The organism is Magnetococcales bacterium, from assembly GCA_015228935.1.
In the GTDB taxonomy this organism is placed as follows: domain Bacteria; phylum Pseudomonadota; class Magnetococcia; order Magnetococcales; family DC0425bin3; genus HA3dbin3.
This window is the reverse complement of sequence record JADGCO010000020.1, coordinates 1-25,126: the sequence shown is the minus strand read 5'-3', so window position 1 is coordinate 25,126 and position 25,126 is coordinate 1. Positions and strand designations below refer to the sequence as shown.

At 52.9% G+C, this 25,126-nt stretch carries 22 protein-coding genes; 7 read left to right on the top strand and 15 right to left on the bottom strand.

From position 1 onward, the window contains the following. Positions 1–771, top strand: coding sequence for a ParA family protein (locus tag HQL65_07175; protein ID MBF0136005.1), 771 nt, complete (start codon positions 1–3; stop codon positions 769–771). Between the two features lie 102 nt (positions 772–873). Here HQL65_07175 and HQL65_07170 read toward each other — a convergent pair whose 3' ends face one another. The 6 genes from HQL65_07170 to HQL65_07145 all read right to left on the bottom strand — a co-directional run bounded on the left by HQL65_07170 (position 874) and on the right by HQL65_07145 (position 9,568). After that, the gene (locus HQL65_07170) at positions 874–1,698 is read right to left on the bottom strand and encodes a hypothetical protein (protein MBF0136004.1); all 825 of its coding nucleotides are present in this window, start codon (positions 1,696–1,698) and stop codon (positions 874–876) included. Further along, complete coding sequence (locus tag HQL65_07165; GenBank protein ID MBF0136003.1) at positions 1,695–2,699, bottom strand: hypothetical protein; 1,005 nt, start codon at positions 2,697–2,699, stop codon at positions 1,695–1,697. Before HQL65_07165 ends, HQL65_07170 begins: the two co-directional genes overlap by 4 nt. Positions 2,700–2,711: 12 nt before the next feature. After that, a complete protein-coding gene (locus HQL65_07160) occupies positions 2,712–3,278 on the bottom strand; it encodes a hypothetical protein (protein MBF0136002.1) in 567 nt (188 codons plus the stop codon). A 188-nt stretch (positions 3,279–3,466) separates the two neighbouring features. Then, positions 3,467–5,389: a biosynthetic arginine decarboxylase gene (speA, locus tag HQL65_07155; GenBank protein ID MBF0136001.1), complete on the bottom strand. Its 1,923-nt coding sequence runs from the start codon at positions 5,387–5,389 to the stop codon at positions 3,467–3,469. Between the two features lie 8 nt (positions 5,390–5,397). Continuing rightward, on the bottom strand, positions 5,398–9,072 hold the full coding sequence (gene mfd, locus HQL65_07150; GenBank protein ID MBF0136000.1) for a transcription-repair coupling factor: 3,675 nt from the start codon (positions 9,070–9,072) through the stop codon (positions 5,398–5,400). Positions 9,073–9,133: 61 nt separating this feature from the next. Continuing rightward, positions 9,134–9,568: a c-type cytochrome gene (locus HQL65_07145; protein ID MBF0135999.1), complete on the bottom strand. Its 435-nt coding sequence runs from the start codon at positions 9,566–9,568 to the stop codon at positions 9,134–9,136. A 197-nt stretch (positions 9,569–9,765) separates the two neighbouring features. On the opposite strand from HQL65_07145, the gene HQL65_07140 reads away from it, so the two are divergent. Together HQL65_07140 and HQL65_07135 are read left to right on the top strand one after the other, a co-directional pair. Beyond that, positions 9,766–11,949: a hypothetical protein gene (locus tag HQL65_07140; protein ID MBF0135998.1), complete on the top strand. Its 2,184-nt coding sequence runs from the start codon at positions 9,766–9,768 to the stop codon at positions 11,947–11,949. Further along, a complete protein-coding gene (locus HQL65_07135) occupies positions 11,946–12,569 on the top strand; it encodes a YdbL family protein (protein ID MBF0135997.1) in 624 nt (207 codons plus the stop codon). Before HQL65_07140 ends, HQL65_07135 begins: the two co-directional genes overlap by 4 nt. Positions 12,570–12,648: 79 nt before the next feature. Here HQL65_07135 and HQL65_07130 read toward each other — a convergent pair whose 3' ends face one another. The 4 genes from HQL65_07130 to HQL65_07115 all read right to left on the bottom strand — a co-directional run bounded on the left by HQL65_07130 (position 12,649) and on the right by HQL65_07115 (position 17,006). Then, positions 12,649–15,585, bottom strand: coding sequence for an EAL domain-containing protein (locus HQL65_07130; protein MBF0135996.1), 2,937 nt, complete (start codon positions 15,583–15,585; stop codon positions 12,649–12,651). A 234-nt stretch (positions 15,586–15,819) separates the two neighbouring features. Next, positions 15,820–16,038, bottom strand: a complete 219-nt coding sequence (locus HQL65_07125; GenBank protein MBF0135995.1) for a hypothetical protein — start codon at positions 16,036–16,038, stop codon at positions 15,820–15,822. Then, on the bottom strand, positions 16,028–16,477 hold the full coding sequence (locus tag HQL65_07120) for a PIN domain-containing protein (protein MBF0135994.1): 450 nt from the start codon (positions 16,475–16,477) through the stop codon (positions 16,028–16,030). The genes HQL65_07125 and HQL65_07120 overlap by 11 nt, the downstream gene beginning before the upstream one ends. Before the next feature lie 190 nt (positions 16,478–16,667). Beyond that, on the bottom strand, positions 16,668–17,006 hold the full coding sequence (locus HQL65_07115) for a helix-turn-helix transcriptional regulator (protein ID MBF0135993.1): 339 nt from the start codon (positions 17,004–17,006) through the stop codon (positions 16,668–16,670). A gap of 142 nt (positions 17,007–17,148) precedes the next feature. On the opposite strand from HQL65_07115, the gene HQL65_07110 reads away from it, so the two are divergent. Continuing rightward, positions 17,149–17,610, top strand: coding sequence for a thermonuclease family protein (locus HQL65_07110; protein MBF0135992.1), 462 nt, complete (start codon positions 17,149–17,151; stop codon positions 17,608–17,610). Positions 17,611–17,769: 159 nt separating this feature from the next. Here the strand turns inward: HQL65_07110 and HQL65_07105 are convergent, their stop codons facing one another. Next, the gene (locus tag HQL65_07105) at positions 17,770–18,369 is read right to left on the bottom strand and encodes a hypothetical protein (protein ID MBF0135991.1); all 600 of its coding nucleotides are present in this window, start codon (positions 18,367–18,369) and stop codon (positions 17,770–17,772) included. A 564-nt stretch (positions 18,370–18,933) separates the two neighbouring features. Here HQL65_07105 and HQL65_07100 point away from each other — a divergent pair. Beyond that, positions 18,934–19,191, top strand: coding sequence for a hypothetical protein (locus HQL65_07100; GenBank protein MBF0135990.1), 258 nt, complete (start codon positions 18,934–18,936; stop codon positions 19,189–19,191). Then, positions 19,133–19,420 carry a hypothetical protein gene (locus HQL65_07095; protein ID MBF0135989.1) on the top strand — a complete coding sequence of 96 codons (288 nt, stop codon included), beginning with the start codon at positions 19,133–19,135 and terminating at the stop codon, positions 19,418–19,420. Before HQL65_07100 ends, HQL65_07095 begins: the two co-directional genes overlap by 59 nt. A gap of 28 nt (positions 19,421–19,448) precedes the next feature. On the opposite strand, the gene HQL65_07090 is transcribed toward HQL65_07095, so the two are convergent. The 4 genes from HQL65_07090 to HQL65_07075 form a co-directional block, all read right to left on the bottom strand. Further along, on the bottom strand, positions 19,449–19,853 hold the full coding sequence (locus HQL65_07090) for a HEPN domain-containing protein (protein ID MBF0135988.1): 405 nt from the start codon (positions 19,851–19,853) through the stop codon (positions 19,449–19,451). Between the two features lie 10 nt (positions 19,854–19,863). Then, positions 19,864–20,565 (bottom strand): hypothetical protein, encoded by a 702-nt coding sequence (locus HQL65_07085; GenBank protein MBF0135987.1) that lies wholly within the window; start codon positions 20,563–20,565, stop codon positions 19,864–19,866. Positions 20,566–20,646: 81 nt separating this feature from the next. Then, entirely contained in the window at positions 20,647–22,308 is a 1,662-nt protein-coding gene (locus HQL65_07080; GenBank protein ID MBF0135986.1) for an AMP-binding protein, read from the bottom strand. After that, the gene (locus HQL65_07075) at positions 22,284–23,762 is read right to left on the bottom strand and encodes a tetratricopeptide repeat protein (protein ID MBF0135985.1); all 1,479 of its coding nucleotides are present in this window, start codon (positions 23,760–23,762) and stop codon (positions 22,284–22,286) included. Before HQL65_07075 ends, HQL65_07080 begins: the two co-directional genes overlap by 25 nt. Positions 23,763–23,800: 38 nt before the next feature. Here HQL65_07075 and HQL65_07070 point away from each other — a divergent pair, with 38 nt between their 5' ends. Continuing rightward, positions 23,801–24,952: an aminotransferase class I/II-fold pyridoxal phosphate-dependent enzyme gene (locus tag HQL65_07070; GenBank protein ID MBF0135984.1), complete on the top strand. Its 1,152-nt coding sequence runs from the start codon at positions 23,801–23,803 to the stop codon at positions 24,950–24,952. The last annotated feature ends 174 nt before the right edge of the window (positions 24,953–25,126 follow it).

The following is a 25,126-nucleotide window of genomic DNA, read 5'->3' as shown; positions in this document are numbered from 1 at the left end:
ATGGCAAAAATTTTGGCCATTGCCAATCAAAAGGGGGGTGTTGGCAAGACCTCCACAGCCGTGAATCTTGGGGCAGCCTTTGCCGATAGCGGGCGCAAGGTATTGCTCGTGGATCTGGATCCCCAGGGAAATGCCACCACGGCTTTCGGCATCGACACCCGCGAAAGCCGAAACTCGATCTATCACGTTTTGATCGGCTCCTGCACCATGACCGATGCCATCACCATCCCTTTTCCCCCCTACCCCCACATCATCCCGGCCACACCGGACCTGAGTGGTGCCGAAGTGGAACTGGTCAGCGAAATTGGCCGCGAATACCGTCTGCAAGAGGGATTGGAAACGGCCCTGGGTGATTATGACCTGGTCCTCATCGATTGCCCCCCCTCCCTGGGACTTTTGACGGTCAATGCCCTGGTCGTGGCGGACACCATCCTGATTCCCATGCCCTGTGAATTTCTCCCCATGGTCGGGCTGAATCAGCTCCTCCAGATCATTGAAATCATCCGGCGACGCCTCAATCCCAAACTCACCGTCGAAGGCATTCTCTTCACCATGTACGATGGCCGGTCCAACCTGACCCGGCAGGTGGCAGAAGAAGTTCGCAAATTTTTCCCCGACAAGGTTTTCCGGACCATGATTCCCCGTAATGTCCGTATTGGCGAGTCCCAAAGCCACGGCAAACCCGCCGTATGGTTCGACCGGCAGGCCAAAGGGTCCGTCGCCTATACCGAACTCGCTGAAGAGCTTTCCAAGGCATTGTTTGTTCATTGATGATCTTCTTGAACAAACAACAACCCGTCCCTTGAACCAGCCTCTCAGGCAGCCCTGCCGCTCAGACGCGCCTGATGTTGAGCTTCTTCCAGGTCGGCCCAATCAATGCCTGGTTTTATTGACGGAATCCTTTTTGCCGATCTCGCCGCTCTCCACGGCATGCAGCAGGGCCTCGACCTCCTCCTGCATCACGGCATGGTCTTCTTTGACTCTGGCCGCATCGGGAAAACCGATGAATTGGGTCATCCGGAGCGAATCGCGCAGGGCCGATATCAGTTCGGGATTTTCGGTCACAATCTTTTTCAGCGTTCCCAAAGAAGACTCCACCATGTCCCGATACTCTGGATCTTCCTCCAGTTTTTGCATGTGCCGCAGACGGGCATCCATCTTGGGGGGGGGAACCGGAGGCGCGTTCATCCCTTGATCAAGCAACACCGGGGCCGCATGTTTCACGAGCAGATCCAGGGTTTTTTCTTTCTTGTCGCACTCGTGGCAAAGCTCGATGAAAATCAGACAGGCCGTGGCGGATCCAGGCTTGGGAATGGGCGCTTCATTGGCCGGATCCTCATGCATGCATTGATTCCGCATGCCCAGCCATTGGGAATCGGCAGGATCCATCTCCCTGAACTTATCCTCCAACCAGACCAGCCTTTCCCGGTCTCCCATCATATCTCTGTAGTTTTCCCGCAGCAGTCGTTGGGCCGTCACCTTGTCCAGGATTCTGGGATCCCCCAGATAAATCCTGGAACGCAGAGTGAATTCCTCCCGACCCGCCTCGGTGGAATCAGCCTGAAGCATTCCTCTCAGCAAATACCGCAATTCGCCAATGACGCGAAAATAATGCTGCTCGGAATCGAGTTGGCGTAGCAGGATTTCGTCCAGAGTGCCACGGCGCTGCAAAGGATTGAACGGTTCCTCGTCACTCATGATCCATCTCCGGTTTGGGGTTCTGCGGCATAGTCCAACAAAAGGTAGTGTGGCCTGCCCTTGCCTAGCCGGATTGCCTGGACCGTGATCCGGCTTGGCCCGTGTAAACATTGATTGATTGCAGAGACATTATTGATCGATTTTCCCACCTTGCCACGAATGACCCGGTCGGCGGGCAGCACACGAAATTCAAAGTCCCGTTTTTCCGGCAAGACACCCATGAAAAGACCAGAAAAGGTTTGCTCCTGTTCGTGCAGATTGCCCTGACTCAACCGTTCTACACTGCGAAGCACCTCCTCTGCATCACGAAATTGAAAAGCGTGTTGCTCAAAAGCAATAGCACAAACCGCTTCCCGATCTGCCAGAAACTTGATAAATTCATGCAATTTTTTTATGGCGGAAGGATCCGCTTCAGCCATGACATCGGCCAATCCGTCATCGTCACTTGCAACGGATGCCTGCATCAGGGCACACATTTGTCTCACGGCGGTTTCAGTTGGGGAAACAAGATCCAGGTCGGTTTGAATATGTTTCATGACCGTTGCAAGGGTGGCTGAAACGGTCGGGTCTGGATCTTGACTTGGAAACGGCTCTTCCAGTTCAAACCCGAAAGATCCAATGGCCGTGCCTGTGATCAAAAGACGGCGTTGGGTACGATCCGGCAAAGGTTGTCCGAGGGTCAAAGGCTGTCCGAGAAAACCCGCCTGATTGGCAAAATTGGCCGTAAAAGCCGCAACGGCATCCGTGAATCTTTGTACTGCGACCACACCAAACTCTGCATCGATGCCATGACTGCCCACCACCGGTTTTCCCCGGAAGGTCAGTTGGACACAAAAGGGATTTCGCCTGGAATCCGGAATCTTTTCCAGTTCTGCATTGACCAATTCCAGACGCCTTTGGAGACTTATACGATCAATGACATCCTCCTCCGATGTCATGGCCAACATTCGCTCCAATTCACCCCGCTCGGCAAGGAGGAACAGTTGTTCATCCATGTTCATGGCAACACATCCTCACAAACTTGATTCATCAAGACCGGTTCTTGCTGCTGCATCTTCGTCCGGAGCCAGATTGATTTGCAGATATCCCTTCCAGCTTTTGTCACGTCGGTGTGACCACATGCTATACCAGTAGACAGATTTGGTTACCAGGCGTTCCAATTGATCTGAACGCATTTGTTGTAAATAATGATCAACAAAGTAAATATTTTTGGACTGCTGTAAATCAAACAGAGTGGCATTTTTTTCGATCAAAGATCGCTGTGTCTCTCCAGGAGGCAAATGGTAGAACGTCACCACATCGATATCCCTTGGGGAACGTTTTTCCAGTTTTTCCACATGCTCCAGAAAACTGCCATTCAACCATTGGAAACCCTGTGTCAAACCGAGACCATGAAGTGCTGCGCGGCAGCGCAACAAACCATCCAGAATCTTCATCCGTTCCGGAGATGTAGAAAAGCGTTCTACCAGATCCAAAAGGGAAACCGGATATGGGGAACGGTCAGAAGAATTTCCCCTTGCCGAGTTGACTGGTGGTATCACGCCGGCAATATTCCAATGTGGGATCGCAACACGGGTCATGGCAACTCTCGCAACATTCCGTCCAGAACAAATTACTGATCAAACTCACATCCAGTGATCCATAGTCACCGCGACATGGATAAATCCTCCAAGTATTTTCGAGGAAGGGCAGAGCCGCTTCCTCCTGGACCTCCATCCCAGTTTTTCATTCGTTTTTTTTTTGAAATTAACATGTTATTAGACAGCCTCTAACTGGTTTCCAGGTAGGTGTAGTCATTCAGGGCCGCAGCGTAGGCACGAACAAAAGCGCGTGCCTGGTCTGGATTGGCCCGACCTTCACTGACGGCCTTGCGGGTAAAACGCCCCACACGGCGCACCAGCTCTTCAGGATCATACGAAACATACCGGAGAACATCCCGTACCAGTTCACCCGCCTGAATCTGCCGGAACTCCCACCCTTTGGCGGTTTCGGCCACCGACACATGAACCACGTTGGTGTCCCCAAACAGATTGTGCAGATCACCCAGAATTTCCTGATAAGCACCAGTCAAAAAGGCACCCAGCAGATAGGTTTCGCCCGGGTTCAGGGCATGCAGTTCCAGGGAATTTTGCGCCCCTCCCTCCCGATGAATGAAGCGATCCATGCTGCCATCGGAATCGCAGGTGATATCCTGAAGCGTCCCCATGCGCAAAGGACGTTCGTTGAGACGATGAATGGGAACCACCGGAAACAGTTGATCAATGGCCCAATGGTCCGGCAGCGACTGAAAAATGGAAAAGTTGCAGTAATATTTGTCGATCAGATACTCCATGGTGGAAAGAAGTTCCGGTGGAGGTTTTTCCATGGTCCGGATCATCTCTTCAATACGGAAAGCTATCTGCCGGATCAAACGTTCCCCTTTCGACCTCTGGACAAGATCCAGGGCACCCAGAGCAAACATTTTTTGAAAATCGTCCTTGAGTTCCAGGGTATCATGCCACACCTCAAGGGCATTTTTGGGGTTGAGGTCGTGCAGCATTTCGGAGAGTTCCTGAATCTCCGGGGCATCATCGGGGTCTGTGGTGACCGGTCTGTCGAAAGGAACCGAACGGGCCACTTCCAGAACGTTGATGACGAGCATGGCATGATGGGCGGTCAGGGCACGGCCACTCTCGGAAATAATGTCGGGATGGGGCAACTCTTCGTTTTCGCACACCTCATGCAGATAGGCGACCACGTCATTGGCATATTCCTGAATGGAATAGTTGACCGACGAATCCTGGGTGGTTTGCGAGCCGTCGTAATCAACCCCCAGGCCCCCGCCAATGTCCACGTATTGAACCGCACACCCCAGACGACGCAGTTCGGCATAAAAACGGGCGGCCTCCCGCAACCCATTCTTGAATTTGCGAATGTTCGTGATTTGCGAGCCGATGTGAAAGTGCAACAGGCGGACACAATCCAGCATGCCCCGGGACTGCACAGCTTCCACGGCTTCAAGAATTTCCATGGCCGTCAAGCCAAATTTGGAAAACAACCCCCCGGAAGCCTCCCATTTGCCCGAACCACTTGCCTCCAGTTTGACGCGCAGGCCAATATTGGGGCGGATATTCAATTCATCGGCAATCTGGAGAAGTTTGGTCAGCTCCTGGGGCTTTTCAACCACGACATGGATATGGCGACCCATTTGCTGCCCCATGAGCGCCAGACGGATGAATTCATCATCCTTGTAGCCGTTACAAATGATCAGGGCGTCGGGATTGTCGAGCATGGCCAGGACGATCTGGAGTTCCGGACGCGAACCGGCCTCCAACCCCATATCGACGCTGTGACCAAACTGGACCAGCTCTTCCACAACCTGTCGCTGCTGATTGACCTTGATCGGGTATACCCCTAAATAATGTCCCGTATATTCATAATCTTCCCTGGCCTTTTGAAAACAGGCATGGAGGGTCTGGATGCGAACCCGCAAAATGTCCGAAAAACGGATCAAAACCGGCAGGGATATGCCACGACTCTGAATGTTTTCAACAAGCTCCATCAGGTCGAGCGTGGGACCCCTGTCCAGGAGCGGGGCGACCGTCAAATGCCCCAGATCGTTGGCACCAAAAAAACCGATTCCCCACCCCTGCACATTGTACAGGTTGAGAGAATCCGCAATGGTCCAGTCGTTGTCCGGTTCAGTTGCCATTGATTGTCTTATCCTGATCTCTTTGCAGGTGTTTTGCCGGCGGGCCGGGCTGCGGGGTTGGCTGGTGGTTTTCCAGAAAATTGTCGCGGATCGCCAACCGTTGGGGCTGGAGCAACACCAGGCATGCCAGCATCGGAACGCCCGGTCTGGTTGTGGGGCAGAAGACTTTCCAAAGACTGCCGCAGCTCCGTCAAGCGGCGACCGGTCTCTTCCCAATCCCGGTTTTTCAGGCTCAAGGTACGATTTTTCTGGTTGAAACGAATGTTGCCGGCTCCCCCCTGCAACATGACCAGAATGGCAGAAGGTTCAATATTGGGTTCGGCATGAAAATGGATGACACCCCCCTTGGGACCGGCCTCCAGCTTGACGATTTTCATGATACGACACAGACCCTTGATCCGCACAATCTTGAGCAGATTCTCAACAGAATCGGGCAGGGAACCAAAACGGTCTTGCAGTTCACTGCGCATGTCGAGAATGTCATCCGGCGTGGCCAGTTGGGCAATCCGTTTGTACATGGAGAGCCGCTGATGCACGTCGGGAATGTAATTTTCCGGAATATAGGTCGAGAGATGGAGATTGATGATGGTGGAGATTTCCTGGGGTGAATCGTTGGCCTGCTCTCCCTCTGGGTTGGCCTTGAGAGCGGTGATGGCCTCCCGGAGCATTTGGTGATAGAGGTCGAAGCCGACTTCACGAATTTCCCCGGATTGTTCATCGCCCAGAATGTTGCCGGCTCCCCGGATTTCCAGGTCATGGGTGGCCAGCATGAAGCCGGCCCCGAGATCACCCAAATTTTCGATGGCTTCCAGGCGTTTTTGGGCATCGGCGGAGAGGGTTTGCGGCGGCGGGATCAGCAGGTAGGCATAGGCCCGATGCCGGGAGCGTCCCACCCGTCCCCGCAACTGGTGCAACTGCCCCAGACCGAACTTGTCCGCCCGATGGATGATGATGGTGTTGGCCGAGGGAATATCGACACCGTTTTCAATGATGGTCGTGCAGACCAGGACATTGAATTCCTGGCGATAGAAGGACATCATGACCCGTTCCAGGCGGCTTTCGCGCATCTGGCCGTGCGCCACCCCGACCTTGGCCTCGGGGACCAGTTCGGTAATCATGGTGGCGGCCTTGTCGATATCCTGAACCCGGTTGAACAGATAGAAAACCTGCCCACCCCGATAAATTTCCCGAATGATGGCCTCGCGCACCTTTTGCCGGTCAAACTGGGTCACAATGGTGCGAATCGACAGGCGGTTGGTGGGCGGCGAGGCGATGATGGAAATATCGCGCACGCCGGACATGGCCAGATTGAGGGTCCGGGGAATCGGGGTGGCCGTCAGGGTGAGAATATCGAGCGTGGCCCGCAATTTTTTGATCTGCTCCTTGTGGGCCACCCCGAACCGCTGTTCCTCATCGACGACCAGCAACCCCAGATCCTTGAATTCAATGTCATCCTGGAGCAGGCGGTGGGTACCGATGACCACATCCACCTCACCTTTGGCCAGGTCGTCGATGGCGACCCTCTGCTGGGCCGGAGTCCGAAAGCGGGAGAGCAGGGCCACCTTGACCGGATAGGGCGCAAGCCGGCGGGAAAAGGTTTCGAAATGTTGCTGCGCCAGAATGGTCGTTGGCACCAGAACCGCCACCTGCTTGCCATCCATCACCGCCCGGAACGTCGCCCGCAAGGCCACCTCGGTCTTGCCAAACCCCACATCCCCACAGACCAGCCGATCCATGGGTTTTTTGGAGGCCATGTCTTCCAGGACGGTCTGAATGGCCTGCGCCTGATCGGGGGTCTCCTCAAAGGGAAAGGAGGCAGCAAATTCCTGATACAGGGGGTCTGGCGGCGAAAAGGCAAAACCCTGTCCAGATTCGCGTTGGGCCTGGAGTTGCACCAGCTCGGCGGCCATTTCCATGATGCGGATGCGGGCGCGTTGCGTGACCTTTTCCCATTTGCCGCTGCCCAGTTTGTCGAGAACGGCGTGGTCGCCACCAGAATATTTGCCAACCCGATCCAGATTTTCCACCGGGACATAAAGCTTGTCGTCATCGGCGTAGAGAATGACCAGAAAATCGTTCTTGATCGACCCCACCGCCAGGGTGACCAACCCGCCAAAACGTCCGATGCCATGATCGGCATGCACCACGAGATCGCCATCGTTCAACTCGGCAAAACCGGCGATCAACTGGTCCAGATAGCGTTGATCGAGTTGCCGCCGCCGCACGCGCAGGCCGAATATGGCCTCCTCCGTGATGATGGCCAGGCGCAGACGCCGATGCAAAAAACAGTCGATCAGATCGCCTACGGAAAGATAGACCACCCCCGGACTGGCATTGAGCATCGCCTCCCAGTCCGGAATGTCCCGCACCCGGATTTTCTTGTCCTCCAACAGCTCCCGCAAACGTTCCTTCTGGCCGATGGTCCGCACCACCATGCCGACCCGAATATCTTCGCTCCACAACTGGTGCAGATATTCCGCCACTTTTTCCATGACCGGCTTGGTTTCCGCCTCCAGGCCACGGAAAAATTCCGGAATCAGCTCAAACCCGAAACTGAGGTGATTGGCCGAGGGTTGGTCCCCATGTTGCAGGGCCAGAACCGGAAATCCGCCCAGGAGCTTTGGCAGAATTTCCGGTTGCAGATAAAACTGTTCCGGCGGCACACAGGGATATTGATCCACCCGGGCATGGGCATGACGCTCCATGATTTCGTTGTGGCGTTCCCTGACCAGGGCATCAAACTCCGGGTCAAGAAAAAAGAGGCTCCCTTCCGGCAGATAATCGAACAACGTGGCCGTGGTTTCGTAAAAAAATGGCAGATACTGTTCCATTCCCGGGTATGGAATGCCTTGCGATACCTGCCGGTAGATTTCACCCTCTGTGGCGGCGTTGCCGAAATGTTTGCGATAGTTGGTCCGAAAGCGGCTGATGGTCTCTTCGTTCAGGATCACTTCCCGGACGGGAAGGGCGCGAATGTGGGGAATATCATCGGTCGAACGCTGGGTGACCGGATCGAAAAGGCGCATCGTTTCAACGTTGTCACCAAACAATTCGATGCGAACGGCCTCTTCATGGCCGGGCGGGTGAAAATCAAGAATGCCGCCCCGCACGGCAAACTCTCCGGCCTCGGCGACCTGGGATGTCGCCCGATAGCCGGCCTCGGCCAGAAAAGTCCGAAACAGGGGCAAATCGATCCGATCACCCACGGCAATGGTAAAACCATGGCGGGCCAGAACAGGTGCCGGCAACAGCCGCTGCATGACCGCGTTGACCGTGGTAATGACAACACCGGAAGTGGTCCCTGCTTCCTCGCCGGCCTGGACCGGTCCCATCCCGCACATCTGCGTCAACCGGTACAGGGATGCGATCCGTTCTCCCACCAGGGGACCAAACGGCGACAAAGGCTCAAACGGCAAAATCTCCCAGGCCGGAAACAAAAGCAGCTCCGGCGCCGGCATGGCCTTTTGCAAAAAAAACAGCAGCTCCCGATAAACAGTCTCGGCCCGGGTGGCCGATTCGACCACCAATACCAGAGGTTTTTTCCGGTGACGCGCCAGGAGTGAAACCACCCACGACAACGAACTCCCGGAAAGACCGGAAAGCCCGGGGAACGGGGGGGTGGTTTTTTCCAGAAGTGGTTGGATGATATCTGAAAAAAGTCGGGAAAGATCTGCGGGCTTCATGCCAGGGTTGGCCATTCTGCTGGAGTGTTGAAAAAAACTGTGGCAAAAAATTATATTACATTTATTGCAGTCTCTTCAGATAGGCAATCAGGTCGCGGCGGTTGGCCGGGTCTTCAATGCCGTCAAAGGAGATTTGATGCTCCACCCGATGTTCGGACATGCGGACGTTGGGAATAAAACGTTGGGGATTGGTCAAAAACAGGTTCAGGTTGTCCTCGGTCCAGATGAAGGGGTGTTCCTGGGCATGGCGCATGAAGGCCTGGCTGTACTTATAGCCCTGGGCAGCGCCCACGGGTCGATTGACAATGCCCCACAGATAAGGCCCCTTTTCGTTTTTCTTGTTCGGTGTGATATCGTGACAGACGCCACAATGATTTTCCACCAACCGCCGACCAATCATGACATCGCCGTGCAATCTCCAAAAAATGATGGCCACCGTCGCCCCTGCGGCAATCAACAACATGGCAAAGGTGGTTGGCTTGATCAGTTTATCCATGGCAAAGGGATTCCTCCGCACCGGGCCAATCTCTCCAAAAAGATCATGGTGCCAATCTAGTCCAATTTTTTTCCAATGCAATCCCTTTTTTTGGTTTTTTTCGACTCGGGATTGCTGGCACAGTTGCGTCAGGCAGGTTGGATGCCATCCTGATCGGGTATTTTATGGGGATGGCGGACGGGATTGGAAAGGTCAAAGTGCGTAAAATAGGCACAGGCTCGAACAGATTCAGGTACCAAACCTGGCGAATATTGGCCACTCTCCTGGGAATCGGCGGGCTGCTCCTCTCCTTGTCGGTCATCCTGATCGGCGCGGGTCTGTTCAGCACCTGGGGACGGGAATGGGTGTTGGAAAAACTGGCGGAAAAAACGGGTTGGCGGGTCACGGTCAACAAGGTCGGCTGGATGCAGCCCTGGCCGACTCTGCATCTGGGTGAGGTAACCGGCGTGGCACCCGATGGCACAACCCTGACCCTGGCCGCCTTGCATCTGGGAATGCAGCCCGGTTTATTGCTGCAAGGAATTCTCTCCAACCTCGAATTGGATCAGCTCCGGATCACTCTGCCACATGCAAAAGACACCAGTAAAACCTCTGCCCCCAAAGTCACACAGCCCGTTTGGCCAGGCCTGCCGGTGGGAATAGACCGGATACACATCCGGGATGCCAGCCTGACCCAGGGACCGTGGCACCTGGAAAATATTCACATCCGCACCTCCTTGCATGTGCAACAAACGACATCCGGAAAAATTTCCGGCTCCCTGCACCTGGATGTCAACCATTTCCAGGCTGCCGCCACAACCCCGGAACAGGTACCCGCCAGGGGATCCGGCAAACTGACCGGTACATTTTCCGCCGCACAAACCCCGGCTGCCATCTGGAAAGGGCAATTCGCCGTCCAGTTTCGGGATGTCGTGTGGCACTCGGGCGGTTCCGGCGATGCCCTGGTGGAGGGGCTGGCAGGTGGGTTGTCCGGAACCTTGAACGGGGATGGAAAAACATCCTGGAACCTGAAAAGCCGCTTGCAGGTGCAGGCCGGGGAGTGGCTGGCGGACAAGTTCTATGGCAACCTGCACGCCGAACATGTGGTCGCGGATCTTGCCTGGCGTCAGATCAAAAAAGGCACCTGGTCCGGCTCGGGCGTTTTGACCAGTGCCACCCTGGGAGAAATTCATGCGGGCGTCGATGTGCAGCCACACGAACCTCTGCAAGGGTGGACCCGTTTCAGCGGCCTGGATCTCGGCAAGGTGTTGCATGATTATTTGCGCGAACCCCTGGCAGAGACCCTGCCGGTATTGGCCAGGGGTGAGATGCAGGGGCTTCTGTCCGGTGAATTGGCCTGGCGTCTCCTGCCAACCCGTGAACGCCCGGAGTTACAGGGAAATCTCCGCCTGGAAAACGGTTTTTTTGCCGGGGCGGGCGACGATTTCCGCGTGGGTGGAGTGGATTTTGACCTGCCGTTTGCCACCCAACCGCTTTATGGCTCCCTGCATCTGCGCGATATTCACCTGGGGAGGCTGGTCATTCCTGCAATCACCGCCCAACCCGGCATGGTGGGCGATGACCTGCGGCTGGCGAGGGATGTCGTGGTGCCGCTGGCCGGAGGCAGTTTGACCCTCGCAAAAGCCCGTCTGGACGCAGTCGGCTTGGACCGGGCACGCCTCTCCCTTGCCCTGGAGATCGACCATCTGGATTTGGGCCAACTTGTGGTCGCCCAGGCTGACAAACCTCTGGTCCAGGGACAGGTGACAGGTCAATTTCCAGAAATCGTTCTTGAACGCGGCAAGCTGACGACGACAGGCGACTTGACGGCACACCTGTTCGGGGGCAAGGTCCGTCTGTCGGATCTGGGAGGGGATCGACTCTCTTCCACGCTTCCCGAATGGCGGGCACGAATGGATCTGGATCGCATGGATTTGGGTGAATTGACCCAGTTCATGGAAGTGGGCCGTATCGAGGGAACCCTGTCCGGATCGGTGCAGGAATTGATCATGGCTGGCAGCGAGCCGGTGGCCTTCAAGGCCGAAATGGCCTCGGTGGAAAGTTCCGCCCCGCAACGGATCAGTGTGCGTGCCATCGAGCAAATCAATCTTCTCGGCTCCGGCAGCAGCGGGTTTTTACAACGCGGCCTGTTGTCGATGTTCAAGGATTATGGCTATCGTGCCCTGGGATTTCGTTGCCAACTGCGTCACGATACCTTCCATCTGCACGGCATGCCCCAGGCAGATGGCGATGAACAGCATCTGGTTGCCGGATCGCTCCTGCCTCCCAGGGTGAATGTGGTCATCCACAGTTCGGTGATTGGTTGGAAAGACATGATGAATCGCTTGCAACGCATCCGTCAGGCTGACGACATGAAAAACAATGAGGAGAAAAACCAATGAACAAACGTGTGTTGCAAGTGGGCCTGACGGCTCTTGGTCTCTTGTTGGCAGCATGTGTCACAGTCAACATTTATTTTCCGGCTCCCGCCATGCAGGATGCCGCTGAAAAAATTGTCAAAGAGGTCTGGGGCAGCGAGGGGCAGAAACCACCTGCCAGGGAAAAATCTCCGGCTTCGCCTCCTGCCTCCCCTCCCCCTCCCCACAGCCGTTTGAACCCGGCCAGCCTGTTGACGGCCTTTCTGGATATCCTGGTCGCTCCGGTCCAGGCCGCCGACATCAATGTCTCGACAGCCGCCATCCGCAGCCTGAAAGAGCGTATCCGGGAACGTTCCGGGCGGATTATTCCCTTCATGGACAACGGTGCCGTGGGAATCGATGCCCACGGTAAACTGGTCCTGCGCTCCGAGGAAGGGTTGTCCATCCACGACCGGGCCGAGGTCCGGCGTCTGCTCGAAGCGGAAAATCGTGACCGGGAAGAACTCTACCAGGAAATTGCCAAGGCCAATGACCATCCGGAATGGGCCGGCGAAGTCCGTGGCGTGTTTGCCGAAAAATGGCGGCAGGAAGCCAGAAGCGGCTGGTGGTTGCAAAGCGCCGGAGGAAATTGGCAAAAAAAATAAGCCCTGGTTGAAAACAAACCCGTCATCGGTCTTTATTTCCGGGGCGGGCGGGACAGGTGGAATAAATCCCGGTACGGATTCATATTTTCCGGGGCGGGTGGGAGAGGTGGAATAATTTTTCAAAATCGGCGGCCATGACAGGCCGACTGATCAGGTATCCCTGAATTTCATCGCACCCTTGTGCGGTCAGGATGCGCAGTTGATCCTCGGTCTCCACCCCTTCTGCCGTGATACGCAGGTTGAGCGTGTGTCCCATGTCGATGATGGCCTTGGCAATGGCCGCATCCTGGGTATCGGCAGCAATATCACGAATGAAGGAGCGGTCAATCTTCAAAACATGCACGGGCAGTTTCCGCAAATGGGCAAATGAAGAGTAGCCCGTACCGAAATCATCGACTGCCAGATGAATCCACATTTTCCGCAAGCTTTGGAGAATTTGGATGGAATTGGAAATTTCGTCCATGGCAATGGACTCGGTCAGCTCCAGCTCCAGGGCATCCGCTTCCAGTTCATGATCATCCAGCATCTGGGCAACGACCTGCACCAGTCCCGGGGTCCGAAACAGCCGATGGGACATGTTGACGGAAATGCGAATGGCAGGAAACCCCTGTCTGCGCCACACCCGGTTTTGCCGACAGGCTTCCTTCAATACCCAGCGGTCGATCTCTTCGATTACGCCCAACTCTTCGGCCAGGGAGAGAAAATCCCCGGGCGGTACAATGCCCCTCTCTGGATGCTGCCAACGCACCAGGGCCTCGGCCCCCATGATCCGGCCCCTGCCCAGATCAAGACGTGGCTGGTAATAAACCAGAAACCCTCCCTGTTCGACGGCACGGCGCAGGTCGGCTTCGAGTCCCAGACGGGTCGAGGATTTTTTGTGCAGATCCGCAGAGTAGCAGCAATATTTGTTTTTCCCTTCATCCTTGGCATGATACATGGCAATATCGGCATTTTTCAGCAATATTTCTTCGGTATTGCCATCATCGGGGGAAAAACTGATACCGATGCTTGTCGTGACAACGACTTCCCCCCCTTTTTCCAGGATCATGGGTCGGGAGACGGCTTGAATGATCTTGTCGGCAATCTGGACAATATCCTCCTGCTTTTCGACATCCTGCAATAGAATGACAAATTCATCCCCCCCCAGGCGTGCCACGGTATCACCGTCCCGGACACAGGTCAGCAGGCGGCTGGCCGTGGTTTTCAGCAATTCGTCGCCAGCCCGATGGCCCAGGGTATCATTGATGATCTTGAAACGATCCAGATCACAAAACATGACCCCGAGCCTTTTCTTGCGCCAGGGAATGCGGGTGAGCGCCTGTCCCAGACGTTCCTGCATCAGGATCCGGTTGGGCAATCCGGTCAGGGGGTCGTAATTGGCCAGAAAATACAGGCGTTCTTCGTCGGCCTTGCGTTGACTGATGTTTTGCACCAGGATGACCACCCCGGCAATTGCGCCATTTTCCTTGTGCAACAAACTGCTCGAAATGGCAACCGGAACAACCCGCCTGTCTGTCGTGGCAAACACGCTTTCCCGCGCCCGTACCGGATTGCCGGCCAACAAATCCCGAAACATTTCGGCAGCAAATACCGGATCGGGCAGCAACTGATCAAAGTGCCGTCCCATGAGTCCGGATTCACTCTCACCAAGTATCTCCAGAATGGCCGGGTTCAGACGATGAATTTTGTTCTCGATATCCAGGACCAGCAACCCATCCACCATGCCCATCAGGACACCCTCGGTAAACTCCTTGGAATCGGTCGTTCTGGCGAGGGTTTCCACCATCTGGTTGAAGGTGCGGGCCAAAAGACCCAGTTCATCCTGGGTCTCCTCCCTGACCCGCATGGTAAAGTCCAGGTTGCCCGAGGCGATCTTCCGGGCAAAACCAGTCAGACTGTGCAAGGGTTCCGTAATCCGGCGCGAAAAATACCATATGACACCCGCAGCCACCAACAGCGACAAAATTGCGGCAAGAGCAAAATAAAATCTCAATTCATTCAGGGACCTTTTCCCCTGCAACAGGGCATGGTAGGGACGCATATGGACCACGCTCCAGCCAAAGGTTGTCAGAGGCCGAAACACCATGAATTGTCGTTCACCCTGTGCCTCGAACCAGCCGGAGCCGGTTTCACCCTGCCGAATGCGGGCAAAAAGAGCCTGGAAACGTTCCGATGTATCAATGGTGCTGACGTTGGGAAGAGAGCTTGCCAGCGGATCTTCCTTGCCCACCACAGCATCGGATCTTTGGTCCAGGGAAATTTTCTGGCGACTGTCCGCCACGATCAGGCCCGCAGGATCCAAAATCAACAATCGACTCCGATCCTGTTCACTCCTGTCATGGATATCCCCACCCCGCAGCAGATCCTGAAACAGCGATACCGGCAATTCATAATGTAAAATTCCCGGTTTCTCCCCATTTTCCAGAATGATCGGGGTAACATAGGCAAAAACCCACTTTTTGGCTTCCGGGGACATGTAAGGATACTGTATATGGACCTCACCAGCTCTGAGATTCATGGCAGACTGGAAAAATGGCAAAGTGTTCTCACGGTCCGAATAATCCTCATCCAGGGCAATCTTGCCATAGGTCACGCGCGTGTGTTCCTGACCCGTCCGGTCAATCAGGCAGGATTCGACAATGGGAAGCCGCTTCTGCAACGACAACAACCAGGAGTTTATCCTGTTTCTCAGCGATTTTTGCGCCTCGGAGAATTGAATGACGCCTTTGGCATCACGACGCACCCCCGCCAAAAAATCCGGATGGGAAAAGTATTCCTTGAAAACCTCGTTCTCTACCGAAAGAAGCAGATCACTCCTGGCCTTGTTGTGAAACGTTGCTGCCCGATGTGCCAGTTCCAGATTCACATTGTCCATGGCCGCCAGGGCACTCTCCACCATGGCATCCTCGGTCACCTTGAAAGATACCAGGGCACTTCCGGACAAGGTCAGCAAAAGCATAAATAAAAACAAAGATATAAACTTTGTTTTGACCGACTTGACGACAAACTTTGACATGGCGGTTCGCTCTTTCTCCTCCTGAATTCTGTCTGGCATGGTGCTATAGTGATCAAGCGATCATTATACCATCAAATCCCAGGAAAGAGGAAGCCATCATCAATAAATCATCCCGTCCACTTTCATTATAAAAAAAGTAAATCCAAAACGACTATAATAGTCTCCAAAATAACATCAACTTGGCAAACCAGGCCGCTCCGGTTTCCTTGCCCATGCGATGCAACTTGTTTCGATTCAGTTTTGATCCAATTCTGGATTTTGCTTCTGCTGAAGCATGCGCACAGACTCAATCAGGGTCGCGACAGTTTCGCCGGCCCATTGACTTTTACGCCACTCCGTGTAATCAAAACGCCCCCGATTGAGCAAAGTGATGAATCTTTCGGCTTCCACCTCTCCCATGGCAGTCACCAATACCTGGATCCCATGAACACGGATTTCGGAATCAGTTCGCATGTGTTTCTCCTGACAGGTTACGCACAAAATCTGTGGGATCAATGCTACGCACGCACGTTTCCGACGCCAATTTTCGCAGCAATGCCTTGTCCGTTGTCAGAAAATAATCCGAACCGGCTTTGATGGCACAGGCCACATGCAGGGCATCCATGGGTTTCACTCCCTTGAGGGAAAATGCCGTAGCCATTTTTTCGACATCCTCACAAGGTGATATATCAACATTCGCCAATCGTTTCCAGTATGCTACTGCCATGCGGCGTTCCACGTCGGGATTGGCCGCATTTTCCAGGTCGATTACAGCCGACCACACCAATTTCAGATTCCCTTCGCGAATCATGGACTGTACATGCAGCTTGGCCTCGGTCTGCAAACGAACCAGCAACCGCGCCTGGTCATCAAAAGGCCGATTAAAACAGCACAGATCGAGATAAACCAACATCAGGCGCATACCTTTCAATAAAGTACACCGTCATTGTACATTCAAATATAGAGGTAAAACAAGTCCAATTGGCCGATTGAGTCAATTTGTCAAAATCAAAGGACAGAAGAAGCGAATCACCTATCCTCCAACATCGCAGCCTTGCCGGACTCGTCCAATTCCACTTCGTCATAATGAACGCATCCATCAATCACGCGGTATCAGGCTGAAGACAAGACGCCTTCCGGGACGCCTTTCTCAACTCCTCCAGCAGCGCAGCCTTGCCGGATTCGTCCAACCGTCCCAGATGCAACAGGATTTCAGCAAGGGTGTCATCCTCGGCGTAAAAGTAGGGAACAGGACACCCCAGGACACCGGCAATCCTTTTCAACGTTTGATAATCCGGTACATGTTTGTCCCGCTCATACTGGTTCATCCTGGCACTTGCCCCGGATGGATCCATTCCAGCAGCCACCCCCAGCTCGGTCTGGGAGAATTCCGCCCGCTTTCTGGCTTCCTTGAGTCGCTCTGGTATCGGTGTTTTTGCCATCCCCAGTCCAGCCCATGTCCTGTTCGTTGACGTGGGCTAAGATTTTCTTAGTTTACCTGTTGCAAGGATACTAAGGAGTCCTTAGTATAGAGACCAGACCCATGGCTCGCGGCAGTTGCAAGGTTGGTCTCGAATGCGTATCATGATCATCATATTGGAAATATTGATATTTTCCCCATCTCTGAAAGCATTTTCCGGCAACGGAAAACAAACCTATGGTGACATGGAAGGCGTCATCTATCTGCGCAATTATGATGGAGACACCATACGGTTTGACATTCCTGGTGTGCATCCTCTTCTGGGGCAAAACATCCCCGTGCGCATGCGCGGCATTGATGCCCCGGAAATTCGTGCCAAGTGCCCAATGGAAAAAATGGTCGCCATAAAAACAAAAGAGAGGATACAACAGTTGCTGGGAAAAGCAGAACGCATCACCCTGAAGGAAACCGGACGAGATAAATACTTTCGCATTGTGGCCAGGGTCGTGGCAGACGGAATAGACTTGGGTGATTCGCTGATCAAGGATGGTTTGGCGGTTCCCTATGATGGTAAACGAAAAATCAAGACGTGGTGTGAATACACTTCAGACGAGGAGGTTCCGTGATTAAAAGCCAAGTGGAAAAATGGGTTGCATTTCCTGATGTCCTGACCAACCACATTTGACAACTTCCTGGAGCATTCATTTCCATAAATCTTGGTACACCACACCTATTTACCTTATAGCTGTAAAGTTAAATCGGTATAGTGCCCAAATTCCGGATTCCTATTTATTGCTTGTTTTTGCAATTTTATGAATCTCTAATGCAAACCCTTTCACAAACAGTTTGACAAGTGGCAAGAGTCGGTCATAGCTTTTATCAAGATCGGTTAATTCCGCGTCTCTTTTCCATGACGAGAGTTTTTTAGCCAACATTGCTGTCACACAACCATTATGTTTTATGATGTTATTAAGTAGGCGCAGCTCCTCATATGCCGAAAATTCTGGAAGCACATTAAATTTAAAAGGAAGCATTTTCTCTAGTTCACGCATATTTAACGTCTGTTTATCACCATATAACCCACTATGTTTTACTACTTTTTTGCAGTGAATTTCAATCTGTTTATACAGGGCAACCACGCATAGCTCATAACCAAGTTTTCTTACTGTATAAACTTCACCTATTAAATCCTCAAGGTGCATTTCGTAACCATTTATATCCGGATGATCTTCATAGTTGTCTTTGGTAAGAGATGATAACTCATTTACCAAATCATCCTCACGATGCTTTAATGAGCCTTCAAAAGACATCCTGAACAAATCTATCGTTGCACTGTCAAGAGTTTTATCAAAGTTCTCAAATATATGAGTAAAGGCAGATGCCATAATTGAATCTCCATAACGTTGGACACATGACAAACAGAGAAACTTCTAAACCCGGAAAAAAATTAAATGTATTTAATAACATACCACCTAGACCATTAGAAAAACAGGCTTTCTCATATATAAAAAACCACACCCATAGATTAAACCTTATACAGAGAGAACACTACTGAAAAACCTTATTAACTAAATAATCTAGTATTTGATTTAGATTACCAAATAATAATTGCATTTGCAACAAAAATTTAATCTTACAAATAAAAATTATTAAACTATAAACCATTTGTAACCAATGAATTGCGTCGCGCAATAAAATTATGCAATAATATCTAACAATTTCAATATATTGAACGAAAGCAAAATCAAAAAAATCGCGCTGAAAATCCAACATTGGATGCATATAATTATTAATATAATTTAATATTAACAAGAAAAACTGCAAATTGCCTAAATTACTTCTTTCAAACCGGGGACATCCTGTGCAAACCTCATGGAGTACAGAACGAATGAAAAAAATGTGCTATCTTCGCACCAAATGGGTTTCACGCCAGCCAGGAAGAATGAATCGTGCTTGCTGTCACGTTGCCAGACACCATGGAAAAACAGTTACATGCGATGGTGGAAGAGACCGGTGGGACCATCACCGAGTTGGTGGTGCATGCCATTGAGCGGTATTTGCAGGAAATGGAAGAGGATCGACAAGACATCGCCGCAGCTCGCCTTGCCCTGGAGGAATATGAACGGGATGGGGGAGGAGTCTCTTTGGATGAATTTGTCCAAGAGCTTGGATTTAGCGCAAGAAGGACTGGAACCAGTGAAGATTAAATCCATGCCACACGAATTGCCTCAATCGGTAGAACCAATGACCGACACCGAAATAGAATCCTCCATCACTGCTGATCCTGATACCTTTATGCCCGAGGCCCATTGGTTCGCAAATGCCCGGCTTGTCGCGCCACGAACCAGGGAGATTGTCACCTTGCGTCTTGATCCTGAATTTACAGCAGGAGAGCGGATATTTCACCCTGTGGCCAAAATAACGATCAAGGCCTGAAATTGATACCACAACCTTGAATTCAGCACTACCTGCTTGAATTTAACTCTTTTATTTTATTGATGATATTTTGCGCGTTCACAATAACCGACTCGGCATTTACCTCTAAAAAGACACTTTCTAAATGATAATCAGCATCATGTCGTAAATTTCGGCAATCTCCCAGCATATGTCCGATTTTCTTTATTGATTTAACATTATCCTTTGTGTTCATAGGCTCGGAAAGAGATATGCAATTAGTAAAATGGCTTATAAGTTTCTGATGCTCTCCCGTTTCTGTATTATATGGTTTGGCATCTATATACCTCATAAGGATTCTGCAAGAATGATAAGCCGCATAATATGCACGGCTACATGCGCTACGCATCGCAGCTTCATCACCTTTCATTTCAAATATTTTTTCTGCATGCTTAAGAAATTCAGACGGTTTCACTATTATTTTCCTAATAATGGTATTGATCAGACACCATTTTTACTGACAGATCAGTAGATTCAACGCTAATACTAATTTTATGATCTCCAAGAACATTAATATCTTGATCAATCATAAAATCATGCCATTCTTCCTGAATTTTCCTTGTCGTCTCTGGTGATTCATTTAGTAGAAAACTATACCTAAACCACCTGTCGTGATCATCTTCTAAATGCCCAAGCTTAACCATACTCAAAAGTATATTGTTCCTCTTGCATATATGCGCCAGCTTGCACACGTTAGGAAATAGATGATTTCCTAATTTTTCATTATCTATATACCCTGTATTTAATAACCAATTATAAATAGAATGTCCCTCCATTGGAAAACTATCACGAACAAGAAGTATGTGATCCACCACATCTTCTATGCGCCCGAAAGCAAAAAGCATAATTAAATAACACTGATGAACATACCAAGAATTATGCTTTAGTTGAATTGCGCTTCTTAGATTATTGTAAGCCTCCTGCTCATCTTTTTGATGCAAAGCCGACATTCCAAGTACAATATGAAAATTGGTTCTGTCTGTTTTGTTTTCTCGATACAATCTTCTGATTTTTGCTTTCCACCCTTCAACATGAATATCATAAACTGGCATGCCAGGCTTGAATTCTGCGATATTGTTTAATAAATGAATCGCCGCATCGTTAGCAACCGGTGTAGGTATATTCATATTTTTTACTCAACATGGTAAACTTTGATAAACGCTGTCCAACCCACTATTTTACACTTGACGCAGAAAAACAGGAACAATTTATTGATTCAATTTCTCCAAATTTTTCTCCCGGCTGATCTTGCCACTTGTGGTTTTGACCAGCCACCCCTGGGCCACCAACCGGATTTTTGGGGAGGTGATGTTGAAGATCGCACCCAGGGTGGCGGCGATCTCTTTTTTGATTTTTTTATGAACTTCGGCCTCGGTCGTGATGGTTTCGGCCAGGATGATCAGCTCCTGACTGCCCAGGAGCGGGTCAAATCGGGCGACGGCGACGACCCGCCCCGGTTTGATGCCGGGTATGGGGTTGATGGCCTGCTCCACATCGTGGGCATAAATATTTTTGCCATGAATGATCAAAAGGTCATCCTGGCGACCCGTAATGTAGAGTTCCCCATTCAGGATGAAGCCACAATCCCGGGTATGATACCAGCCATTCCTGAGTCGCTGGGCGGTCATCTCGGGCAGCCTGAAATAGCCTGAAAAAAGAAAATCGCCCCGGATGGCCACCTCACCAATCTGTCCATCCGCCAAAGGCGTATCCGCTGCCATGATGCAGATTGCCAATCCTTCCAGGGTGGCTCCGACCGGCATCAGGTATTGGATTGGGCGGGAATCCGAGGGTGGATGATAACATGATTGTTCGAGCAGGGATTGTTGATCGACGGCCAGGGGTTGTACGGCTTTGCCCAGGGGGGTTTGCGTGGCGGCAAAGACGGTTTCGGCCATGGCGTAACTGATCTGCAATTTTTCCGGCGTGATGCCGAATGGGGCAAAAGTCCGGCTGAACAAGGCAAAGGTTTCCGCCTTGCACGGCTCCGAACAATTGATGATGGCCTTCAGGCTTGATAAATCAAACGAGCGTCGGGCAGGATCCACCGTGCGACAGAGATGGTGAAAGGCAAAATTGGGCATCCAGAGATGCGTGCAACGATGCTGTTCCACGGCCTCGAACAACGATTCGGGGTGGATGACCCACGCCAACGGGTCCATGGTCACCAGGGTCGCCCCGGCCAGCAGGGGAATAATGAAACAGGCCAGCAACCCCATGTCATGGTAAAGAGGCAACCAGGAAGCGACAACATCTTCCGGGCCGAGGTCAATCGCCCGACGATAAGCGGCGGCCTGCCGCAACACGGCTGCATGGGAAAGGGCCACCCCTTTTTTCAGGCCGGTTGTCCCGGAACTGTGCTGCAAAAAGGCAATCTCTTCGGCCTGACGGGTGACCGCAACCGGTGGCTGGGTCAACGTTTGCGCCTGTCCGGGTTGGAGGATTTTGTCGCGGGGAAAGTGCAGTTTATCCGCATCATCGGCCAACCGCTGGTCGGCGAGCAGCAGGCGTATTTCCATGCGCTGCAACAGTTTTTGATGCGCTTCCCAGTAAAGTCCGGGTTCTTGTTTGACGGTCAAAGGCGGCATGAAAGAGGGAATGCAGCCGGCCAACATGGCTCCCAGAAAGGCCGGGTAAAGATCCAGGCTGTGGGGCAGAAAAATGGGAATGATCTCTCCGGGCAGGGCACCATGGGCCTGATACAGTCCGGCAAAAGACCCGGCCCGCTCCAGCAAGGCACCATAGGTCAGGGTTGTCTCACTCCCTTCCTGTAACAGGCGGCAGAAAATTTTCTCCGGAAACTGCTGTCCATGTTCCTGAACGATGGATGTGATTGTGGGAACACTCATGCTTTTCGGGTTTGCAAACATTCAACCATCTCCTGGACAGGTTGATCCCAGCGTCCGGGTTGTTGTTGGCGGAACAGGGTCATGGTGGGATACCAGGGATTGTCGGAGCCATAAAGACGCCAGCGCCAATCCGGGGCAAACGGGGTCAGAAGCCAGACGGGCTTGCCCATGGCTCCGGCCAGGTGGGCCATGGAGGTGTCGATGGTGATCAAAAGATCCATCAGGGAAAGGGCCGAAGCAGTCTCGGCAAAATTGGTAAAATGTTCCGCCAGGTCGATGGGTTGCTTCACCTTGGCTCGAAAACGGGTCGGCGCAGTCGAATCGGCCATCTGAAAACTGAAAAAGGTGATTCCCGGCAAGGCCAGCAAAGGTTCCAGGTCTTTGGGACGGCAGGAGCGCCGCCGGGCCAGATCGTTGCGGTGCAGGGGCTTTCCCTCCCAGAAAAGCCCCACCCTGAAACCCTCCCCAGGAATGCGGGGACGCCAGAGTTCGAGCAATTCCGGATCTGGATGGAGATAGGGTACCGAGGCCGGAATGGTAGCGGGGGTCGTACCCAACAAGCCGGGCAGACTCAATAATGGACAATAATAATCACACCCCTGACCATCCTGGGCAACGTGGATGCGATTCGTGAAAGCGTCGATGCCGGGAAGCTGCCGAAACAGGGATTCCAGAACAACGGGGCACTCCAGGAGCGTTTCCCCCCCAAGCTGCTTGACCAGGGGCAGGTAGCGGACAAACTGAATATTGTCACCAAATCCCTGCTCGGCGACGACGAGGAGTTTTTTGCCGATCAGGGGTTCGCCCCGCCAGAGAGGAAGATCCGCCGGAAGGCGTTGCATCTGTTCCCGAATCTCGGGCAGATGAAAACGACAAGCGTAGGCCTGCCACCCTTCGGCATACCGCTCGGCCATGAGCAGGGTCAGGGCACGGTTGAGCTGGGCCGGCAGATGATCGGCATCCAGGGTCAGGGCAAAGTCAAAAAGACCCAGGGCCGCATCGAGATCCCCCAAAGCCTTCAGGCACAAACCAAGATTGACGGCGGCTTCCTTGAAATCCGGTTGCAGGCGCAAAGCCTCCCGAAACCGGGTGGTGGCTTCCGGCAATTGCCCCAGATCCATGTGGGCGTCGCCAGCCAGGAAATAATTATTCGCATCCTGCGGAGCGAGGCGGATGGCGTCGTGCAACCGTTCCAGGGCAGGGTGGTAAAGACCCTGTTTCTGGAGCAGGGTCCCAAGGGCCTGATGGAACAGGGCCTCCTCGGGATAACCGACGATGGCCCGGCTGAGTACCTCCATGGCCCGGTCCGGATCCCCGGTCTCCATGAGCGACAAGCCAAGGAAATAACAGGCATAGGGATGTCCGGGAACCTCTTTGAGAATGGAGTGGAAGAGGGTCACGGCTTCCTGATGTTGGCCTGCTTTTTGCGAATTTATTCCCTGGGCCAAAAGATTTTTGAGCGTGGCAGAGTCCATGCGCGACCATTCAGCGAGCCGAATCAGGGGAAAAGGTCATGATACCTCTTGCCGTGCCGGATCTCACGGGAAACGAAGCAAAATATTTACAAGAGTGCATGGAATCGACGTTTGTGTCGTCGGTAGGACCCTTTGTGGATCGTTTTGAAACCCTGGTGGCTGCCGCCGCCGGGACGGCACGGGCCGTGGCGACTTCGGCAGGAACCACCGGCCTGCATGCCGCCCTGACAGCGGTCGGGGTAGGACGGGACGATCTCGTGATCCTGCCGTCCTATACATTCATTGGCAGTGCCAATGCCGTGGCCCATTGCGGGGCGCTGCCCTGGTTGCTGGACGTGGACCAGGAAGGGTGGAATCTGGATCCGGAATTGCTGGAAATCGAACTGTGCCAACGCACGGAACGCCGGGGAGACAACCTCGTGATCCATAAACCCACCGGACGCCGGGTGGCCGCCATCATGCCGGTCCATGTCCTGGGAACGCCGGCAGACATGGATGCCATCGTGGCCCTGGCACGAAAGCATGGCTTGCCGGTGGTGGCCGACGGCGCGGCAGCCCTGGGGGCACGCAGTCATGGACGGGCAATTGGGGCATTGGGAGCCGATTTGACGGTTTTTTCCTTCAATGGCAACAAAACCATCACCTGTGGCGGTGGCGGGGCCGTGGCCGGCGATGATCCGGCCTTGCTGGACCTGGTCCGGCATCTCACCACCACCGCCCGCCATGGCGAAGAGTATGACCATGACCGGGTGGGATTCAACTATCGCCTGACCAATCTCCAGGCCGCCGTGGGGTGCGCCCAGATGGAACGCCTGCCCACCCTGGTGGCCGCCAAACAGCGCATTCGCGCCCGCTACAACGCCGTTTGTCATGAACTCCCCGGAATCACCCCTTTTCCGGTGCCGGAGTGGGCGGAAAGCGCCTGCTGGTTTTCCGGATATCTACTGCCCGAAACGCTGGATGGCGCAGCGATTCGACAATTGTATCAAGCTTTTCGAGAGGCCGGTGTCGCCGCCCGCTCCTTCTGGAAGCCCATCCACGGACAGCTTCCCTATCGGCACGCGCCACGCACACCCCAACCCGTCAGCGAATCGATTGCCCCGCGCATTCTGACCTTACCCTGTTCGACAGGTCTCCTTGAAAAAGACCAGGAACAGGTCATCGCGACCGTTCGAACCTTGTTGGCTTGATAACGATGCAAGCCATCCATGTGTGACAAAATTCCGGGCCGGGTAGGAACACCACCCATGAGTTTTTCCGAGGCTGTCCATAAACTCTCGGATAAAACAAATCAGGAAGAAAGACTTTATTGGGGCTTCGCCCCAAACCCCACCAGGAGGAAGGGCACAGCCCTTCCTCCTGGA

Excerpts from the sequence above, each read along its gene's own strand:
- HQL65_07125 (MBF0135995.1), bottom strand. The coding sequence starts at position 16,038 with ATGCGAACTGATTCCGAAATCCGTGTTCATGGGATCCAGGTATTGGTG.
- HQL65_07070 (MBF0135984.1), top strand. The coding sequence starts at position 23,801 with ATGATACCTCTTGCCGTGCCGGATCTCACGGGAAACGAAGCAAAATAT.
- HQL65_07160 (MBF0136002.1), bottom strand. The coding sequence starts at position 3,278 with ATGACCCGTGTTGCGATCCCACATTGGAATATTGCCGGCGTGATACCA.
- mfd (MBF0136000.1), bottom strand. The coding sequence starts at position 9,072 with ATGAAGCCCGCAGATCTTTCCCGACTTTTTTCAGATATCATCCAACCA.
- HQL65_07165 (MBF0136003.1), bottom strand. The coding sequence starts at position 2,699 with ATGAACATGGATGAACAACTGTTCCTCCTTGCCGAGCGGGGTGAATTG.
- HQL65_07120 (MBF0135994.1), bottom strand. The coding sequence starts at position 16,477 with ATGTTGGTTTATCTCGATCTGTGCTGTTTTAATCGGCCTTTTGATGAC.
- HQL65_07115 (MBF0135993.1), bottom strand. The coding sequence starts at position 17,006 with ATGGCAAAAACACCGATACCAGAGCGACTCAAGGAAGCCAGAAAGCGG.
- HQL65_07075 (MBF0135985.1), bottom strand. The coding sequence starts at position 23,762 with ATGGACTCTGCCACGCTCAAAAATCTTTTGGCCCAGGGAATAAATTCG.
- HQL65_07105 (MBF0135991.1), bottom strand. The coding sequence starts at position 18,369 with ATGGCATCTGCCTTTACTCATATATTTGAGAACTTTGATAAAACTCTT.
- HQL65_07175 (MBF0136005.1), top strand. The coding sequence starts at position 1 with ATGGCAAAAATTTTGGCCATTGCCAATCAAAAGGGGGGTGTTGGCAAG.
- HQL65_07135 (MBF0135997.1), top strand. The coding sequence starts at position 11,946 with ATGAACAAACGTGTGTTGCAAGTGGGCCTGACGGCTCTTGGTCTCTTG.
- HQL65_07130 (MBF0135996.1), bottom strand. The coding sequence starts at position 15,585 with ATGTCAAAGTTTGTCGTCAAGTCGGTCAAAACAAAGTTTATATCTTTG.
- HQL65_07170 (MBF0136004.1), bottom strand. The coding sequence starts at position 1,698 with ATGAGTGACGAGGAACCGTTCAATCCTTTGCAGCGCCGTGGCACTCTG.
- HQL65_07085 (MBF0135987.1), bottom strand. The coding sequence starts at position 20,565 with ATGAATATACCTACACCGGTTGCTAACGATGCGGCGATTCATTTATTA.
- HQL65_07080 (MBF0135986.1), bottom strand. The coding sequence starts at position 22,308 with ATGTTTGCAAACCCGAAAAGCATGAGTGTTCCCACAATCACATCCATC.
- speA (MBF0136001.1), bottom strand. The coding sequence starts at position 5,389 with ATGGCAACTGAACCGGACAACGACTGGACCATTGCGGATTCTCTCAAC.
- HQL65_07095 (MBF0135989.1), top strand. The coding sequence starts at position 19,133 with ATGAATTTGTCCAAGAGCTTGGATTTAGCGCAAGAAGGACTGGAACCA.
- HQL65_07110 (MBF0135992.1), top strand. The coding sequence starts at position 17,149 with ATGATCATCATATTGGAAATATTGATATTTTCCCCATCTCTGAAAGCA.
- HQL65_07145 (MBF0135999.1), bottom strand. The coding sequence starts at position 9,568 with ATGGATAAACTGATCAAGCCAACCACCTTTGCCATGTTGTTGATTGCC.